Source organism: Marinobacterium sp. xm-m-312, from assembly GCF_013283295.1.
Classification (GTDB): Bacteria; Pseudomonadota; Gammaproteobacteria; order Pseudomonadales; family Balneatricaceae; genus Marinobacterium_E.
This window is the reverse complement of record NZ_WBYS01000006.1, coordinates 36,419-53,518: the sequence shown is the minus strand read 5'-3', so window position 1 is coordinate 53,518 and position 17,100 is coordinate 36,419. Positions and strand designations below refer to the sequence as shown.

Annotated in this window: 17 protein-coding genes; 10 read left to right on the top strand and 7 right to left on the bottom strand. The window is 48.9% G+C overall.

Annotated features, from left to right (window positions below; genetic code table 11):
- Position 1: 1 nt before the first annotated feature.
- From XMM312_RS08610 to XMM312_RS08595, 4 genes are all read right to left on the bottom strand, one after another.
- Positions 2–1,168 (bottom strand): hydroxymethylglutaryl-CoA synthase, encoded by a 1,167-nt coding sequence (locus tag XMM312_RS08610; RefSeq protein WP_173489079.1) that lies wholly within the window; start codon positions 1,166–1,168, stop codon positions 2–4.
- Between the two features lie 15 nt (positions 1,169–1,183).
- The gene (gene fni, locus XMM312_RS08605; protein WP_173483228.1) at positions 1,184–2,209 is read right to left on the bottom strand and encodes a type 2 isopentenyl-diphosphate Delta-isomerase; all 1,026 of its coding nucleotides are present in this window, start codon (positions 2,207–2,209) and stop codon (positions 1,184–1,186) included.
- Positions 2,206–3,246, bottom strand: coding sequence for a hydroxymethylglutaryl-CoA reductase (locus XMM312_RS08600; RefSeq protein ID WP_173483229.1), 1,041 nt, complete (start codon positions 3,244–3,246; stop codon positions 2,206–2,208). Before XMM312_RS08600 ends, fni begins: the two co-directional genes overlap by 4 nt.
- A 203-nt stretch (positions 3,247–3,449) precedes the next feature.
- Positions 3,450–4,670 (bottom strand): argininosuccinate synthase, encoded by a 1,221-nt coding sequence (locus tag XMM312_RS08595; protein WP_173483230.1) that lies wholly within the window; start codon positions 4,668–4,670, stop codon positions 3,450–3,452.
- A gap of 231 nt (positions 4,671–4,901) precedes the next feature.
- On the opposite strand from XMM312_RS08595, the gene rnt reads away from it, so the two are divergent.
- On the top strand, positions 4,902–5,537 hold the full coding sequence (rnt, locus tag XMM312_RS08590; protein ID WP_173483279.1) for a ribonuclease T: 636 nt from the start codon (positions 4,902–4,904) through the stop codon (positions 5,535–5,537).
- A 16-nt stretch (positions 5,538–5,553) separates the two neighbouring features.
- Here the strand turns inward: rnt and grxD are convergent, their stop codons facing one another.
- Entirely contained in the window at positions 5,554–5,895 is a 342-nt protein-coding gene (gene grxD / locus XMM312_RS08585) for a Grx4 family monothiol glutaredoxin (protein WP_173483231.1), read from the bottom strand.
- A 169-nt stretch (positions 5,896–6,064) separates the two neighbouring features.
- Here grxD and XMM312_RS08580 point away from each other — a divergent pair, with 169 nt between their 5' ends.
- The 8 genes from XMM312_RS08580 (at position 6,065) to XMM312_RS08545 (ending at position 13,915) form a co-directional block, all read left to right on the top strand.
- Positions 6,065–7,246, top strand: coding sequence for an aspartate aminotransferase family protein (locus XMM312_RS08580; RefSeq protein ID WP_217363899.1), 1,182 nt, complete (start codon positions 6,065–6,067; stop codon positions 7,244–7,246).
- Between the two features lie 60 nt (positions 7,247–7,306).
- The gene (gene argF, locus XMM312_RS08575) at positions 7,307–8,215 is read left to right on the top strand and encodes an ornithine carbamoyltransferase (RefSeq protein ID WP_173483232.1); all 909 of its coding nucleotides are present in this window, start codon (positions 7,307–7,309) and stop codon (positions 8,213–8,215) included.
- A gap of 78 nt (positions 8,216–8,293) precedes the next feature.
- A complete protein-coding gene (locus XMM312_RS08570) occupies positions 8,294–9,235 on the top strand; it encodes a LysR family transcriptional regulator (RefSeq protein WP_173484701.1) in 942 nt (313 codons plus the stop codon).
- Positions 9,228–9,557 carry a YqcC family protein gene (locus XMM312_RS08565; RefSeq protein WP_173489078.1) on the top strand — a complete coding sequence of 110 codons (330 nt, stop codon included), beginning with the start codon at positions 9,228–9,230 and terminating at the stop codon, positions 9,555–9,557. Before XMM312_RS08570 ends, XMM312_RS08565 begins: the two co-directional genes overlap by 8 nt.
- Complete coding sequence (locus XMM312_RS08560) at positions 9,550–11,532, top strand: monovalent cation:proton antiporter family protein (protein ID WP_173489077.1); 1,983 nt, start codon at positions 9,550–9,552, stop codon at positions 11,530–11,532. The genes XMM312_RS08565 and XMM312_RS08560 overlap by 8 nt, the downstream gene beginning before the upstream one ends.
- Before the next feature lie 49 nt (positions 11,533–11,581).
- Positions 11,582–12,634 (top strand): DUF3549 family protein, encoded by a 1,053-nt coding sequence (locus XMM312_RS08555; protein ID WP_173489076.1) that lies wholly within the window; start codon positions 11,582–11,584, stop codon positions 12,632–12,634.
- A gap of 9 nt (positions 12,635–12,643) precedes the next feature.
- The gene (locus XMM312_RS08550) at positions 12,644–13,645 is read left to right on the top strand and encodes a nucleoid-associated protein (protein ID WP_173489075.1); all 1,002 of its coding nucleotides are present in this window, start codon (positions 12,644–12,646) and stop codon (positions 13,643–13,645) included.
- Between the two features lie 3 nt (positions 13,646–13,648).
- Positions 13,649–13,915 carry a hypothetical protein gene (locus XMM312_RS08545; protein ID WP_173481997.1) on the top strand — a complete coding sequence of 89 codons (267 nt, stop codon included), beginning with the start codon at positions 13,649–13,651 and terminating at the stop codon, positions 13,913–13,915.
- Between the two features lie 15 nt (positions 13,916–13,930).
- Here XMM312_RS08545 and XMM312_RS08540 read toward each other — a convergent pair whose 3' ends face one another.
- Positions 13,931–14,737: a replication protein P gene (locus tag XMM312_RS08540; RefSeq protein ID WP_173489074.1), complete on the bottom strand. Its 807-nt coding sequence runs from the start codon at positions 14,735–14,737 to the stop codon at positions 13,931–13,933.
- Complete coding sequence (locus XMM312_RS08535; protein WP_173489073.1) at positions 14,655–15,449, bottom strand: DnaT-like ssDNA-binding domain-containing protein; 795 nt, start codon at positions 15,447–15,449, stop codon at positions 14,655–14,657. The genes XMM312_RS08540 and XMM312_RS08535 overlap by 83 nt, the downstream gene beginning before the upstream one ends.
- 141 nt (positions 15,450–15,590) lie before the next feature.
- Here XMM312_RS08535 and XMM312_RS08530 point away from each other — a divergent pair, with 141 nt between their 5' ends.
- Positions 15,591–17,099, top strand: a complete 1,509-nt coding sequence (locus XMM312_RS08530; RefSeq protein WP_173483240.1) for a thymidine phosphorylase family protein — start codon at positions 15,591–15,593, stop codon at positions 17,097–17,099.
- Position 17,100: the final 1 nt, after the last annotated feature.

Sequence of the window (17,100 nt, the reverse complement as noted above, 5' to 3'; positions counted from 1 at the left end):
ACTAGCGTTCTACGTACTCACGTTTGTGATCGCTAATCGCCGCCAAACGGAAGCGACCCTGTGTATCGGGCTCAATCACATGTTGCCCACCATCACGTGGATCTGGGTAACGGTAAAGGGTGAGATACTCTTCGTAGCTCAACTCAGTCCGATCCTTTAACAGTTCAGCGTGGCGGCCTGTATTCAACGCCGATTGGTAGCCAGACACCACCTTAGCGGTAAAGAACTCACTGACTGAACCCGATCCATAACTGAACAGCCCGATGCGTTTATCGGTTAAATCTTCGTTGAGTTGCTCAAGAAGGGAGCAGAGCCCAATATACATTGACGCTGTGTAACAGTTACCGATCAAACGGTTGTAGATGAGTGTTGGTTCAATCTGAGCAGCAAGCTCTTCCGGAGTTTGACCCGTCTTATTGACACGAGCTAACTGTGAGTGAGCTTTCTGTGCCATCTTGCCGAACGGCAGGTGGTAACAGAAATAGTCGATATCACCGTAGCGAACTGAACTCTCTTCACAGAAGTTTTCCCAGCTACGTTTTAACGATGTTAGGTAAATTTTGGTCGAGTATTTGCCATCAACCAGCGCCGTTGTTCGGTAGTTGGGACGCCAAAAATCCATCACATCTTCAGTATGAGTACCCGATTCTGGTTCAATCTCTAGAACTCTTGGATTTGCTTTAATCAGCATTGCAACCGCACCACAACCCTGGGTGGCTTCACCTGGAGAGTCCAGATCGTAACGGGCCACATCGGAGGCGATCACAAGCACCTGTTTACTTGGGTTACGAGCAACCAGTGCACAGGCCATTTGAACGGCCGCTGTTGCACTGTAACAAGCGTGTTTGAGCTCAACGACGCGGCAACGACTGTTCAATCCCAACAGACGATGTACATAGACTCCCGCCGCTTTGGATTGATCAATACCGGTTTCAGTCGCAAACAGAATCGTTGAGATAGCATCGGTTCCAATGCGCTCAACAATGGGAAGTGCAGCGTTCGCAGCAAGCGTGACGATATCCTCATCATGCGCCGCCATCGCCATCTTCTCTTGACCAATACCCTCGTAATACTTGTTAGGATCAGTGCCTTGACGTTCAGCCAGCGTGCGCAAATCGAGGTAGTAGCTCGATGTATAAAAGCTGATTTCGTCGATACCTACGGACATACTTTGATCAAATCCTTAAAACTGTTCGATGATAAGCGCTCGCTGACCCTTAAGCGCTGTCGTACTGGGCACACCTAAAAGAAACAGTGCCGTTACATATTCACGTTTGATACGTTCAATTACGTCGACAACCGCTTCAGCGGATTGCATTGCCGGTTGCAGTAGAGGCGCTGCAAATCCCCCCAGCGAGGCGCCGAGTATAACAGACTTAGCTAGATCAATCCCATTGCGTAGACCACCACTGGCAATCAACGTACTCTTATCCTGCCAAGGCTGACATTGATCTAACGCCACTGGAGTTGGTAATCCCCAATCTTGAAATAACAGCCCAAGATCATCCTGATCACGACGATGATGTTCGATTCGACTCCAAGAGGTTCCACCACTGCCTGCCACATCGAAATAGCGAACACCTGCTCGGTAACCAAGCTCCACATCGGCGGCCGACAGGCCAGAACCCACCTCTTTCAACCAGACTGGAACGGACAAACCCTCGACAACCTGTTGGATCTGATCCGTCAGATTCGCGAAATTACGATCACCCTCTGGCTGAATAGCCTCCTGCAAAGGGTTCAAGTGAAGGTAGAGAGCATCAGCCTTAAGCAGGTCAACCGCAGCCTGACACTGCTCCAGTGAAAAACCATAGTTGAGCTGCACAGCACCAACATTGCCAATCAATAACGCATTGGGAGCAACCGATCGAAGATCAAAACTACTCTTAGCCGACTCATCACTGAACATCACTCGCTGCGAACCCACCGCCATCGCCACACCACAACGCTCGGCTGCTTCTGCAAGATTACGGTTAATGGTTCGGATCAACTCATGATCACCACCCGTCATCGATGAAATAAGCATCGGGAAGCTTAGCGATTTACCCAACAATTCAATGGACGGATCGATCTTTTCGAAATCGAGCTCTGGCAACGCCCTGTGCGTTAACTTGATACGATCGAAGTAGCGCGCATCACGATCGGTCTCTGCATCCTGCAGAATCGCATTGATGTGCTCAATTTTTCGATCGTTGGTCAGCTGACTCATTTGCGTTCCATTTGCAGGTGCGACTGCATCAGCTCACCTGGGTTAGTCTGCGCAGCAATCAGCGACAGCTCACCACACAGAACCGTAGCACCACAGATAGCCGCCAATCGACGTGCATTAGCACCCGGCTCACGATCATCTCGACAGCCAAGGCGTTCTAGGTTCTCTTCTACAAAGTCGATCCCTTTGCCGTTACCGACACTGCCGACGATTAGGTTGGGTAGCGTACAGCTGAAGTATAAATCGCCGTTGCGAACCTCAGCGTGAACCACACCTTGTGATCCCTCAATGATGTTGGCCGCATCCTGACCTGTCGCCAAGTAAAAGGCGAGCAGCATATTAGCGTAGTGCGCATTAGCACTGCGTAAACCGCCGGCAATCATTGTTCCGATCAGGTTTTTCTTGATGTTCAGATCAACAATTTTCTCTGGCGTAGAGTGAAGGCGGCGCTCAACGATATCCCGTGGAATCAGGATTTCACAAACCACATACTTACCACGACCAAGAATGCCATTAACGGCGGTCGCCTTTTTATCGGAGCAATAGTTACCGGATATAGAGCTGTACTGAAGGTGTGGATACTCTGTCAAAATCCAAGGGATCAGATGATCAGCAGCATTGGTCACCATATTGTGACCAGAAGCATCGCCCGTCGTAAACTCTAGGCGTAGGTAGATAAGGTTACCAACCACCTGAGAATTCAGATCAATTAACTTGGCGAAACGACTCGATTTTGCCACTACCTCATTGAGGTCATCCATTCGAGCTTTTAGAGACTGGATCGCTTGGTGCGCTGCATAGGCATCTTCCGCTTCAAGCAAAATCGAGCGGGTCATACGCTCATCAATCACACTGACTTTAATCCCCTCTTCACAGAGAGTAGAGATGCGTGCACCACGACCAACGGATGGCCACAGAGGGGTTTCGTAAGTGGCTAGAGGAACACTCAACTTCTCTTCAATCAGATGACCTGACAGTTTCATCGGACCGACCCAGCGCATTGGGATCGGAGCTTGAAGAATTTTGTGTGTTTTCATCCGCTGAAAATCCAATAAAAAAGGGTTGTAGCAACAACCCTTTAGGTTCAAAAACTAACTAAGAGCAATTTTATCGATCACATCTACCTGATGCAATTGATTGAACTCATAACAGAGCAACTGAGATCACTGAAAAAACAAAAAACCCGAGTCATCTTAACGATGATTCGGGCTTCGATTTAGCAAACTAGACTAGTTGACGATTAGTCGAACTTACGACCTTTGCTAGCAGCGATACGCATACGAAGTGCATTCAACTTAATGAAGCCAGCTGCGTCTTTCTGATCGTAAGAGCCTGCGTCATCTTCAAAGGTTGCAATGCTCTCGTCGAACAGACTCTCTTCAGAGCGACGACCAACAACCGTCACGTTACCTTTGTACAGCTTCACACGAACTTCACCGTTCACGTACTTCTGACTCTCGTCGATCATCGTTTGAAGCATCTTACGCTCTTCTGACCACCAGAAGCCGTTGTAGATGACTTTAGCGTAACGTGGCATCAACTCATCTTTTAGGTGAGCCGTTTCACGATCTAGAGTAATCGATTCAATCGCACGGTGTGCAGGCAGCATGATGGTTCCACCCGGTGTTTCGTAACAGCCACGTGACTTCATACCTACGAAACGGTTCTCTACGATATCAAGACGACCGATACCGTTTTCACCACCCACCTTGTTAAGGTAAGTCAATACGGTAGCTGGAGACATCTCTTCACCGTTGATCGCAACGATGTCACCCTGACGGTAGGTCAATTCAAGGTAAGTTGGCTGATCTGGAGCCTCCTCTGGAGAGACAGACCAACGCCACATATCGGCTTCAGCTTCTGCCCAAGGATCTTCAAGAATGCCGCCTTCGTATGAGATGTGAAGCAGGTTCGCATCCATAGAGTAAGGTGATTTTTTCTTTTTGTTAGAGAAATCGACTGGGATGTTGTGAGTTTCACAGTAAGCCATCAACTTCTCACGCGAGTTAAGATCCCACTCACGCCAAGGTGCAATGACGTGCACGCCCGGTTTCAGTGCGTAGGCACCCAATTCGAAACGTACCTGATCGTTACCTTTACCGGTCGCACCGTGTGAAATCGCATCAGCACCAGTCTCGTTAGCGATCTCAACCAGACGCTTAGCGATGAGTGGACGAGCGATTGAAGTACCCAGTAGGTATTCACCTTCGTAAATAGTGTTCGCACGGAACATTGGGAATACGTAGTCACGAACAAACTCTTCACGAAGATCTTCGATGTAGATCTCCTTGACGCCCAAGGCTTCAGCTTTAGCTCGCGCTGGCTCAACCTCTTCACCCTGACCGATGTCAGCAGTAAAGGTTACAACTTCGGCATTGTACTCATCTTGTAACCAACGAACGATTACAGAGGTATCCAAACCACCAGAATAAGCTAAAACGACTTTTTTAATGTCGGACATTGACGACTCCAACTCCATGCTCACCCGATCTGGGTAGAGGTTAATACGGCGCACTGAACTCATGAATCAGACAGCGCTAAAATTTATGGGGGGAAATTATAGCGAACATTTAAATAAATATCAGTAGATCTGAGTTTTAACTCTGCCCTTATCCTTTGGATTTGTTAAACTCCATAAAACCCCATCGAAGAGTAAGGATCTACTGTGCCAAATTCGAAACAGCGTCACCCAATGGCAGACCGTTTCCGTGGTTATCTTCCCGTTGTTGTTGATGTCGAAACGGCTGGATTCAATGCTCAAACCGATGCTCTCTTAGAGATTGCAGCGGTCACTCTGACCATGGATGAAGAGGGCTACCTGATCGTAGATCAGTCAATTGAGGCGCACGTAGAGCCTTTCGAAGGGGCAAACCTAGAACAATCGGCGTTGGATTTCACCGGCATCGACCCTTGGTCGCCGGATCGTGAGGCCGAGCCAGAACTCATGGCGATGGAGAAGATCTTCAAGCCTATCCGCAAAGCGGTTAAAGCGCATGACTGCAAACGAGCCATTTTGGTTGGACATAACGCCCACTTTGATCATAGCTTTGTATGCAATGCAGCTGATCGTTGTGACATCAAGCGCAATCCATTCCACCCATTCTCCACTTTTGATACCGCCACACTGGCGGGTCTAGCGTATGGCCATACGGTCCTCGCTAAGGCGTGCGATCTCGCCGGAATTAGCTTCGACAACAAACAGGCGCACTCCGCTCTCTACGACACAGAGAAAACGGCCGAGCTATTTTGCATGATTGTCAATCAGTGGAAAGAGATGGGGGGATGGGACATGATGCTCGCCCTCAGAGAAGAGAGCGAGCTGGACTAACAAGCGTCAGCGGGGATTAACCCTCAGCGTTGTCACCCTCTTCAGATTTAGCCGCTTCAGAGACCAATGTCTGTAGTTCACCGCTCGCTGCCATATCACAGATAATGTCACACCCGCCGACTAGCTCACCATTAACCCACAACTGAGGGAAGGTCGGCCAGTTAGCGTACTTTGGTAGTTCTGCACGAATGTCAGGGTTCTCAAGGATGTTTACGAAAGCAAAACGTTCGTTACACGACATCAACGCTTCAGATGCACGTGATGAAAAACCACACTGAGGAAAGCGAGGTGTGCCTTTCATGTAAAGAAGAATGGCATTGCTTTCGATCTGTTCTTTAATTGTCTCTAAAGTGCTCATTAACTCACCTCTTAAATCTCATTGAACGAATGGGCGCACTATACAGTAAATCTGAGTAAAAAACTCGGTTATAACCACTCTAAGATTGCTTATTTTGTAAGCACAAAATAATATTAGTCTCCAGCGACAGCCACGGCTGTCTTTTTGCGTTTTATGGAGAACACTTTCAATGACCATGACCCCTGTAATGCCCACCTACGCTCGGTTACCTGTTGCTTTCACCCACGGTGAAGGCGTTTGGTTGTACGACACTGAAGGGCGACGCTATCTGGATGCACTCTCTGGCATCGCAGTTACCGGTCTTGGTCACGCTCACCCTGCCGTTACTCAAGCACTCAGCGAACAAGCCGCTAAACTGATTCACACCTCCAACCTGTACGAGATCTCTCTGCAACAGCAGCTGGGTGAAAAGTTGTGTAAAGAGACCAATATGGAAGCGGTCTACTTCTGTAACTCCGGTGCGGAATCGAATGAGGCGGCAATCAAGATTGCTCGTAAATACGGTAACGATCGCGGCATCACTAATCCGTCTATCATTGTGATGGAACAGAGTTTTCATGGCCGCACCATGGCAACGCTGTCAGCCACGGGAAATCGTGCCATACAAGCGGGGTTTGAACCGCTTCTGAGTGGCTTCGTGCGCGTGCCATACGATGATGTTGAAGCGATTAAGAAGGTCGCATCAAACAACCGCAGCATTGTGGCGATTCTTGTAGAGCCTGTTCAGGGTGAAGGTGGCGTACACGTCCCTACCGACGGCTACCTAAAAGCACTGCGTGAGATTTGTGATGAGAATGAGTGGCTGCTCATGCTTGATGAGGTCCAAACAGGTAATGGACGTACTGGCAAATACTTTGCCTTCCAACATGAAGGTGTACAGCCTGACGTATTGACCACTGCAAAAGGTCTAGGCAACGGGGTTCCTATTGGTGCCTGCTTGGTTGCAAAACATGGCAACCATGTATTCGGTCCTGGTAACCACGGCTCAACCTACGGTGGTAATCCATTGGTATGTGCGGCGGCGCTTGCCGTTTACAACACCATCCAAAATGAAGAGCTGATGGCCAATGCGATGGCTCGTGGCCAGCAGATTCGTGATGGCTTGGCCTCTCGCTTTGCCGACCTTGAGGAATTTGTTGAGGTACGAGGCAAAGGGTTGATGATCGGTTGTCAGTTTAATACTGACATTGCTGGCTTAGCTAAACTTGCCTCTGACAATCAGCTATTGCTCAATGTGAATGGAGGAGGTAAGGTTATTCGATTGCTACCACCTCTAATCATCTCTGAGTCTGAAGCAGAGCAACTGATAGAGACTGTATCTGAGCTAGTTCATCAGCTACTTGCAAAGTAATCAAAACTAACTTTATTTAGGATATCGTCAGTCATGTATGTGGCTGACGTTTTAATTTTTATGGGAACAAGACACTTTCTAACTCTTCTAGACCTAACACCTGAAGAGCTTAACAAACTGATCAATCGTGCGATTGAACTCAAACGCATGCGCAATGCGGGAGAGATCTACGAGCCACTCAAGAATCGCGTAATGGCGATGATCTTTGAAAAGTCGTCTACACGAACACGTGTCTCCTTCGAAGCAGGCATGGCACAGTTTGGTGGTCATGCGATGTTCCTATCCCCTCGCGACACCCAGCTAGGACGCGGTGAACCGATTGAAGACAGCGCTCGAGTCATCTCTAGCATGGTTGACGTAGTGATGATTCGCACCTTCAGCCACGAATTAGTTGAAACCTTTGCAGCCAACTCCAAGGTGCCGGTCATCAACGCGCTGACCGATGAGTTCCACCCCTGTCAGCTACTTGCCGACATGCAAACCTATCAAGAGATCCGAGGCTCTATTAAAGGTAAGACCGTGGCATGGGTTGGTGATGGCAATAACATGTGCAGTAGCTACATCAATGCGGCTCGCCAGTTTGATTTCCATTTAAACGTCGCTTGTCCTAAAGGTTTTGAGCCAGATGCAGAGCTGCTTGCCGCAAACCCTGGTCGTGTAACAATTACTCATGATCCTAAAGAAGCCGTTAAAGATAGCGACCTGGTTGTAACCGATGTTTGGGCATCAATGGGACAGGAGGAGGAAGAGGCTCTTCGTCTGAAGCGTTTTGATGGATTCCAAGTCAATACAGCATTGATGGATCTCGCTAAACCGGATGCTCTATTCATGCACTGCCTGCCGGCTCACCGCGGTGAAGAGGTCAGCGACGAAATGATGGACGACCCGCGTTGCGTTGCGTTCCAAGAAGCTGAAAACCGCCTACACGCCCAAAAAGCACTTCTGGAGTTCCTTCTAGTAGGCATTTAACCCTTTGAGTAAGCAGTCCATGGGCTGCTTACTTGTTATGGTCTATACTGGCCTCAATGCAATTAGCCGGAGTCAGCCATGATCGATCTTCGACATCTTAAAACTCTTGTGGCATTAAGAGATGCCGGTAGCCTTGTCGAAGCTGCAGAGCGGGTTCACTTAACCCAATCGGCCCTCTCACACCAAATTAAAGATCTCGAAGAGCGCCTAAACTGCTCGCTGTTCATCCGCAAAACCAAACCGATTAGTTTTACCTCTGCTGGTCAACGCATACTATCGTTGGCGGATGACATTCTACCGATGATCCGAACAGCCGAGCGTGATATTGCTCGCTTAGCGGGGGGGGAAGTCGGTCGTTTGAATATCTGTATCGAGTGTCATAGCTGTTTTGATTGGCTCATGCCAACCATCGACTCATTCCGCAAAAATTGGCCAGAAGTTGAGATGGATCTCTCAACCGGCTTTACATTCCAGCCACTACCAGCACTGGCTCGTGGTGATATTGATCTTGTCATCACATCGGATCCAGAGCCTAGAAACGGCATTCACTACGTTCCACTGTTCAGTTACGAATCGATGCTCGCCCTAAGCCGCCAACATCGACTCAACGCTAAAAAGCAGATTGAGCCGTCCGATCTATCGGAGGAGACCCTGATCACCTACCCCGTCGATCAAAACCGTTTGGATCTGTTCACACGATTTTTAGATCCTGCAGGTATCGAACCTCAAGAAATTCGCACGGCGGAGTTAACCGTTATGATGGTGCAGCTGGTTGCTAGTGGACGTGGCGTGGCTGCGCTGCCAAATTGGGCACTGCACGAGTATCTTGAAAAGCAGTTCATCGATGCCAAGTCCTTAGGTGAAGAGGGTTTGTGGTGCACACTCTATGCGGCTATCCGCGAAGAGCAGAAAGAGTCAGACTTCATGCTGGACTTCCTAAGCACCGCGCAAGAGATCAGCTTTAAACGACTCAACGGCATAAAAGCCGCGATCACCAAGTTCGAAAACAACGATGAGTAAAGCTCAAGCCGTTACACTATCGATTGAAGCGATCAGAAAAGAGATGGCGCGCTTATCTCTCTGGGAAGCATCGCCACCGTCCCAGGAAGCGTTAAGTAGTCAGCAACCCTTTTGCATCGACACACTTGAGTTTACTCAGTGGTTGCAGTGGATTTTAATCCCTAGGCTTGAAGCCCTTTTAAAAACTAATATTCCTCTGCCTGACTCCAGTGCCATCCACCCCTATGCCGAAGAGGCACTGAAGAGTCGTACAGAGAACGCCCAATTAATCGCTCAGATTCAACTACTCGATAGAGCACTCAGCGAGGATACTAATGGCTGAAAGCTACGGTCTATTTGAACAGATACTGCTTATTTTCATTGGTGCCGTTGTTGCCACCACCCTGTTCAGACGTTTAAAACTGCCAGCCATTTTGGCCTACCTAGCTATGGGTGCCCTGATTGGCCCGTTTGCGCTTCAAGTTGCACACCCCGATCAGATGGCGCTGCTTTCGGAGCTTGGCGTTGTATTCCTTCTGTTCATGCTGGGTCTCGAGTTCTCGTTGCCGAAAATGATTGCCATGCGCAAGACCGTTCTTGGCTTAGGTTCAGCCCAAGTCATTACTACCTCCGCTATTTTCATCGGCTTATCGCTACTAATGGGGATGGAGTTGGCACCCTCCATCGTTCTAGCCGGTGCGTTAGCTTTATCTTCAACGGCCATCGTGACTAAGGAGCTCATTCGGCTTCAGCAGCTAGGCCAACCGCATGGGCAACTATCCTTCGGGATTCTACTTTTTCAAGATATTGCCGCGGTCGTCTTTCTGATCTTAGTCCCTGCGCTTGGAACCAGCACCGCTGAAGCTAGCGAATCAATCATCTGGCCACTACTGCAAGGTGCCGGATTACTACTTTTACTTCTTATTCTTGGGCACAAAATACTGCCTGCGCTGTTTAATGAAATTGCCCGTGAACGCTCGGATGAGCTATTTGTCCTGGTTGCATTGGTTACCGCTATGACGGCAGCTTGGATTACTCACGCAGCCGGCCTATCAATGGCTTTAGGTGGCTTCTTAGCGGGCATGATGTTGGGCGAGAGTCACTTTAAGCATCAACTTGAAAATGACATACGCCCATTTAGAGATGTGCTGCTTGGCCTCTTCTTCGTCACTGTGGGTATGCAGCTTGATCTATCTGCGCTGCTTGAAAACATCCACTGGGTTATTCTAACGACTCTGATGCTGGTCACGGCGAAAACCCTCGTCATTTTGCTGCTAGGTCGTCTCTTCGGCAATAACGCAAACACCTCTCTCAAAGCCGGTATCAGCCTAGCTCAGGGCGGTGAATTTGGCTTTGCCCTACTCGCGGTTGCTCTGACCTACCATGTGATCGACAGCGACCTGAACGCGGTCTTAGTCTCCACCATTATCATTTCGATGATCATTACACCGAGCCTGTTAGATAAAGCCGATTGGATCGCAGAGCGCTTTTTCCCAACTGCAAACAGCACTGAGACTGTGCCAGAGCACCAACATGCTGATGCCGCCAGCCAACATCACGAACTCGCCGACCATGTCATCATTTGTGGCTATGGTCGTGTTGGACAGATTGTGGCTCGTTTTCTGAAGCAGATGGGGATTCAATACGTAGCCATCGATCCGGACCCGATTCGCATTAAAGAGGCCTCTTCAGCCGGTGAGCCTGCCTATTACGGCGATGCCAAACGTGTCGATATTATGCGAGGCTTAGGAGCTGCCAAGGCTCGCCTTATTATTCTGACGCTGCCTAACCCCAAGTCGAGCCTTGAGACGTTAAAACAGATCAAGCGCGAATTCGGTGATATCCCAGTACTCGTTAGAACCCAGGATGATTATCACTTAGAGCAGTTTCAGATATACGGCGCAGCAGAGGTGGTACCTGAGGCCCTTGAAGGCAGCCTAATGTTGGTCTCTCACGTCCTCACACTGCTGGATGTTCCCGCAGATATCATCAAGGAGCGCATTCGTACCGTAAGATCACAACGTTACCGAATATTGCATGGTTTCGTGCACGGCGGACAATCCCTGAAAGCGGATTTAGACCCAAGCCGAGTGATTCAAAAGCACGCGGTTACTCTCTCTGAAAAAGCCTATGCTTGTGGCAAAACCCTAGACGCCCTCGACCTAGAGTTGGAGATCAGCTCACTGATTCAACAGGGTGAGGAGATCGATAACCCATCGGGAACTCTGCTGCTTAATGAGGGTGACACTTTGATTCTGAACGGATCGCCTAGGGAGATTGAACAAGCAGAAGAGAGGATTCTGCTCGGCAACCTGTGATTCGCTCGCCGACATGGTAAAATCGCGCGCTTAGAAAATGGAGTCAGCGATGAGCGATCAACAGGTAACTTTAACCGCACTATTCAAACAGGCCGGAACCGCGATGCGTATCTACGATCTCGGCCGTCGTATCAGGGCATTCAGTGCTGACGAGTTTGAACGCATCGAGACTCAGGCCACCCCTTACCCTACTCCCTACCTGCAGCACGCTTGGATTGCGCTGCTACTTTGGAATCCTAAGTCTGCTGATGAGAATGCCGTCTGGTTTTTGAAGTTACCGCTTGATGAGCAAGGGTTTCTGCTCAGCGCTGTGCGTGATGATATCGTCAATCGCCTACTGCAAAACGTTCAATCCAGTATCGACGGTGTTCCAACAGAAGACAGCCTCAAAGAGAATCCTTTTGCGTTTAAACCAAGCGATGAAAAGATGGCACTGTTTCATGCCAAAGCAGCACTGGATAACCAACAAGCAGCATCAGCCTATTACGAGCCTGTGCAGCAATTTATCAGCCAACCCAACCTTGATACTGGCTGGGAGAACTTGTCACTTCAAGGCTTGGCTGATTTTGTTGTAAGACTTGAACAGTCCGGTAACGAAGCCACTCTTGTGAACGCACTGAATCAGCTTCCAGAAGGCTTACACGCACAAGTTCTTGGGTTGCTTGAACACGCAAAGCCTAGCAGCGACCTATCCGAAAAGCTGTTGCATCAGCTAACAGAGGCATTAAGCGAAAACAGAGACCCTGTGCTTATCTCGCTTCTTATCCGTGCGCTCTCTAGTGCTAAAACAGAAAGCCATACGCATCAGGCGATTGAAGCTGTTCTCAATAGCAGAGCAGCACAGAGTGCTGAGCTGCTCGCTGCGATCGCTACCCGTTGTGAAAATGCGCTGCTTGAGCCAACACTTCTAACTCTGTTTTTAGAGGCTCTAGCTAAGTGTGATGCCGGGCAGAACGCCTTCAGTCGTATCCTAGCAGACTTGATGTACCTGCCGGTGCATCGAGTCTTGATGGTTCAAGCGCTTCGCTCATCCTCGGTGTCCGATGCACTGAAACAGGCAACCGATCAAATGTTCGGCCCACACTTTCGCCAACCACAATAGGCTCTTGCAATGAACAGTGTTCGCGCTATCGCTCACCGATTAACTCGTCAAACTGGTGATCAGTCATTTCACCTAAAAGAGCAACCTATTGGGTCAGAACTGAATGCCCGAAAACTGCTGAACGAAATCGATCAGGTCTTCACCCGCAGGGCCACCAAGCGTTATGGCCGTTTTGCGGATGAGGCAACGAGCTTCAAAGGACTCCTGCTGAACTGGCAAGAGAAGGGTCTGGACCTGACTCAATTCAGCTCCAAAGTCGTCGAGCTGTTAGCCGTGATGTTCGAGAGTGAGGATTTAGAGACGGATGGATACTGGGCATTCATCGAGCAAGATGAAACCGACCTGCACGAACTCTGGATAGCTCAATTAAAACAGACCGACGGATGGTGTTTTGATGAGAGCAATGAGTTGATTGAATCAGAACAGCTTGAGTTTTCAAAAATGGGGCTCTGTTGCTGCATCGATCTAAAGCGCCTGTTTGACCCTAGCGCCAGTCGCTACCTTACCCTAGGCTTCGGTTTTGGTGACCGCTCTGCCACTCGTGCTTTGGCTGAGTTTATTGGCTTCTTCGATACTGTAGATACTCAAGCTGACACAGAGCGCTTCATGGAGGTGGTTCGTGACTATAGCGCCAATATGCCGGAAGAGGCTGGTAAACGTTATCAGAAAGAGGTTGCCGAGTTCTGTATAGAGCAATCCAAAGCGGGTGAGTCCGTAAGTTATCGTGACCTAACCGCCTCTGTTGAAAGCGACCAAGAGGTTGGGTTTGATCAATACATCGCCTCTGAAGCCCCAGAACTTAAAGAACAGTTCATTCCCGATCGCGCCAGTCTAAAAAAATACGTTCGCTATACGGGTAGAACGCGTGAGGTATCGATCAGTTTCAGCAATGAATCGCTCGGAAAATCGATCTCTTTTGATCCAAACAGTGAAACTTTGACTTTGAAGGACCTGCCTGCGAACCTGATCAAGCAGCTCAAAGAGCAACTCGGGCCAGAGACTAAGGAGTAACCGATGCACTTTTTCATCATCATCGCGGGGGTCGCTTTCTTCATCTATTGGAAGTTTTTTAGACCACGCCAATTAGAGGTATTTATCGTCTCGGTCATTGCCACAATGATCACCATGACGCTGGTCGCGATTGTGTTTGATGATGTGAAATTGGGCTTTCTCTTTTCAGTATCGATTCTGGGGTGGAGTAAGCTGTTTGATCAACTGATCAGCGATCAAAATGCCTCGAAAATGTCGAAGCACCTTAAACGCTTTCTTGGAAGAAAATAGTTCTCTTGGATCTGACTATTGAGTAGTTGGCAGCGTCCAACCACGATCTTGAGCCGTTGCTAGACTCTGCTGGTACTGTCGCGAGCGCACATTGGAGCCCTCAGGCAAGGTCAAGTAATAGAGCAATTTGCAGGCTTCCGCCTCATCGATCTGATGGGTTTTAGCAAACTCGAGCATGGTGGTTGCATGCGTCAATTCGCTTTTGTCTTCAATCGCAACAGGCACCGGTTGATCAATCGTCTCACCAGCACGCACCCGCTTTGAAATCATATCGTAGTAGTATCGAAAACGTGGGTAGATATTGGCTTCCGCCTCCCCTCGAATCTCATACCAACCGGTCTGCTTAGCCGCCTCATATACTGCAGGGTGAGACCAACCGTGATGATGATCACCCGCGTATCGACAAGCCTCTTGGTAAGCTTCATAACTGCTAGGAAGACCAAAGTCTGCTCCAACCTCTTTTAGTATGTTGAGGAACTCTGAGATGGATGGCATCCAAGCTAAGGTCTCTTTACAACGATTAATAGCCGCTACCAGTTCATTTTCACCATAGCCAGAGATGCTCATTGCCCACTCACGTTTGGCAATCATAATCTCCTGCTCGGTTTCAAAAGCACTTTTGAATTTATGGCCATAGATCGCCATGAAACGAGCAAACACCATGTTGACCATCGCTTTGGTCTCTTGGCTGATCAGCTCGCGTTGCGGCGCCTCATGTTCCGGCGTACTGAGTGAGCGATTACCAGTCGAGGTTTTTGAGGTCCATGACGGCTGCGGTAACCCGTTTTCGGTTTTCCCGAGTATCTCGTCGACTTTTTTCATGCTGCCCACCGGCTTGTGAAGATTCGTTAAAACGTTCAGCTTTAGCCGAACGGCTCTCTTGATCACGAACGGCACGTTTTACCCAGGCTAAGAATTTCTGGTTCCAAACGCTCTGGTGATCAAGTTTATCCAGATAGTAGAGTGTAAATTCATCAAGATGCGATTCCGCAAATCGAGCTTCAATACCATGCTGCTGAAGCAACTGATAGAAACTCTCATCAGGCCTCCAAGAGACATCCATACGAATTTGAAGTTTGCGTTTTTGTTCAGCCGCTTCGAAAATTTCGTCCAACTCATTGGTTGATCGACGCCAGCCACCACCAAAACTGGGCGGCACGTTCCGTCTAGAGTTTGGCAAACGATGAGTTTGAGGTCGAGCAGCTGTCGCCTGGATGGCTGCAGGCGCTTGTTTTGTCGCAGGCGTTGCTACGGATTGAGAAGCTCCCTTTTCAAAACTAATCAGCAGTTGATCATCAGATAGTTGCAGACCAAACAGGGATTCAGATGCCAGCGTGTAAAGATGCTCAAGCAACTGTGCCTCACTCCAGAAGGGGCAGCGCTCCTGCAACGCAGACAATGAGAGAGTTAACTCATCTGCTTTGACAATAAGGCGGTACTGTTCAATCAGACCCAACAGCAGCGCACCATCCACACCATACTTGGATGCTAGGGATGGGGAGACAGATAGAGGCTGTTCGGGTAGATCGTTCATCAATACACTCTCAAAGTTGATCAATTATTTTAACAGCGCCGATTGATCCATAACAGTAGAAACCTCATTACTGTTTGAACTCTTGTGGAAAGTATCCCGTTTTTAAGTAGACTGAATTTAGTCTTAGTATAAGAGTGACCTATGTTTCCAGAGAAAATGAATCCCTTAAGGGCACGCCGTTTAGGGATTGATACACACCACGAACCCAACATCTACCTTCGTTCAGACAGTTCTGTCTGCAAATCGGAAGGGTTTAACAGCCTAACGCGCGTCCTCGTCTCGACAGAACAGAATCACATGATCGCCACGTTGAATATCGTGACGGGAGACCTAATTGACGAGGGGGAGATCGGACTCTCTGAATCGGCTTGGGAGAAACTTAAACTGATAGGACATGAGTCCATATGGCTGTCTCACCCAAGGCCTGTTCATTCGCTGTCGCATGTGCGATCAAAGGTCTATGGCCATAAATTAAATGAAGAGCAGTTTAGCGAAATTATTAATGACATCGTTGATGAACGTTACGCTGATGTTTACTTAGCCGCCTTTATTACCGCCTGTGGTGACGACAAGTTAGATGATGAAGAGATCACCTCTCTCACGCGCGCAATGATCAATGCTGGAAGCACTATTGATTGGGGGCTAGATCAGGTCCTAGACAAACACTGTGTGGGTGGTTTACCCGGCAACCGCACCACGCCCATTGTGGTCTCCATATTAACGGCTGCAGGCTTAACCATTCCCAAAACCTCTTCACGAGCAATCACCTCGCCGGCCGGTACCGCTGACACCATGGAGACGCTCACAGATGTCAGTCTCACCTTAGATCAGATGCGAGAGGTCGTTCACTCGGAAGGAGGTTGTTTAGCCTGGGGAGGGTCCGTGAGGCTGAGCCCTGCTGACGATCTACTCATTCAAGTAGAACGCGCACTCGATATCGACAGTGAAGGACAGCTGATCGCCTCTGTTTTATCAAAAAAAGTAGCCGCAGGCGCGACCCACGTTTTGATCGACATTCCAGTAGGGCCAACCGCTAAAGTTAGAGATGATGAAGCCGCCGATAAGCTAGCAAACAGTTTTAAACGAGTGGCTGATAACTTAGGTGTCACCTTAGCCATTGTTAAGACAGACGGGACTCAACCGGTCGGTGAAGGAATTGGACCCGCTCTTGAAGCGCGAGATATTGTCCGAGTTTTAAAATGTGATGAGCAAGCACCTCAGGATCTGCTAAATCGCGCGGTCTACCTTGCCGGTGCAATGCTCGATTTAAGCGGTAAAGTATCACCTGGCGAAGGTGAAAAGCTCGCCAGAGAGTTGGTTACAACGGGGAAAGCTTGGGAGAAATTTGTTGCCATCTGTCAGGCGCAAGGCGCTTTTAAAGAGCCACCTATAGCCCACTATCGTTACGAAATGTTAGCGGAGAAGGATGGCACTCTCGCCACTGTTGATAATCGTATCCTAGCCAAAGTCGCCAAGTTGGCCGGTGCGCCAGCTGATGCGGCGGCGGGGGTTGATCTACACGTTAAAGTAGGCGATCTGATTAAACGTGGACAACCAATGCTAACGATTCATGCTGAGCACATTGGCGAGCTCAACTACGCAGTTGATTACCTGCAATCACATCTACAAATTTTAACCTTTGGTGAATAGG

What these genes read in the sequence shown, in the direction of transcription:
- rnt (WP_173483279.1), top strand. Translation starts at nt 4,902, where the DNA reads ATGGCAGACCGTTTCCGTGGTTATCTTCCCGTTGTTGTTGATGTCGAA.
- fni (WP_173483228.1), bottom strand. Translation starts at nt 2,209, where the DNA reads ATGAGTCAGCTGACCAACGATCGAAAAATTGAGCACATCAATGCGATT.
- XMM312_RS08580 (WP_217363899.1), top strand. Translation starts at nt 6,065, where the DNA reads ATGACCATGACCCCTGTAATGCCCACCTACGCTCGGTTACCTGTTGCT.
- XMM312_RS08560 (WP_173489077.1), top strand. Translation starts at nt 9,550, where the DNA reads ATGGCTGAAAGCTACGGTCTATTTGAACAGATACTGCTTATTTTCATT.
- grxD (WP_173483231.1), bottom strand. Translation starts at nt 5,895, where the DNA reads ATGAGCACTTTAGAGACAATTAAAGAACAGATCGAAAGCAATGCCATT.
- XMM312_RS08610 (WP_173489079.1), bottom strand. Translation starts at nt 1,168, where the DNA reads ATGTCCGTAGGTATCGACGAAATCAGCTTTTATACATCGAGCTACTAC.
- XMM312_RS08555 (WP_173489076.1), top strand. Translation starts at nt 11,582, where the DNA reads ATGAGCGATCAACAGGTAACTTTAACCGCACTATTCAAACAGGCCGGA.
- XMM312_RS08535 (WP_173489073.1), bottom strand. Translation starts at nt 15,449, where the DNA reads ATGAACGATCTACCCGAACAGCCTCTATCTGTCTCCCCATCCCTAGCA.
- argF (WP_173483232.1), top strand. Translation starts at nt 7,307, where the DNA reads ATGGGAACAAGACACTTTCTAACTCTTCTAGACCTAACACCTGAAGAG.
- XMM312_RS08545 (WP_173481997.1), top strand. Translation starts at nt 13,649, where the DNA reads ATGCACTTTTTCATCATCATCGCGGGGGTCGCTTTCTTCATCTATTGG.
- XMM312_RS08570 (WP_173484701.1), top strand. Translation starts at nt 8,294, where the DNA reads ATGATCGATCTTCGACATCTTAAAACTCTTGTGGCATTAAGAGATGCC.
- XMM312_RS08600 (WP_173483229.1), bottom strand. Translation starts at nt 3,246, where the DNA reads ATGAAAACACACAAAATTCTTCAAGCTCCGATCCCAATGCGCTGGGTC.
- XMM312_RS08565 (WP_173489078.1), top strand. Translation starts at nt 9,228, where the DNA reads ATGAGTAAAGCTCAAGCCGTTACACTATCGATTGAAGCGATCAGAAAA.
- XMM312_RS08550 (WP_173489075.1), top strand. Translation starts at nt 12,644, where the DNA reads ATGAACAGTGTTCGCGCTATCGCTCACCGATTAACTCGTCAAACTGGT.
- XMM312_RS08595 (WP_173483230.1), bottom strand. Translation starts at nt 4,670, where the DNA reads ATGTCCGACATTAAAAAAGTCGTTTTAGCTTATTCTGGTGGTTTGGAT.
- XMM312_RS08540 (WP_173489074.1), bottom strand. Translation starts at nt 14,737, where the DNA reads ATGAAAAAAGTCGACGAGATACTCGGGAAAACCGAAAACGGGTTACCG.
- XMM312_RS08530 (WP_173483240.1), top strand. Translation starts at nt 15,591, where the DNA reads ATGTTTCCAGAGAAAATGAATCCCTTAAGGGCACGCCGTTTAGGGATT.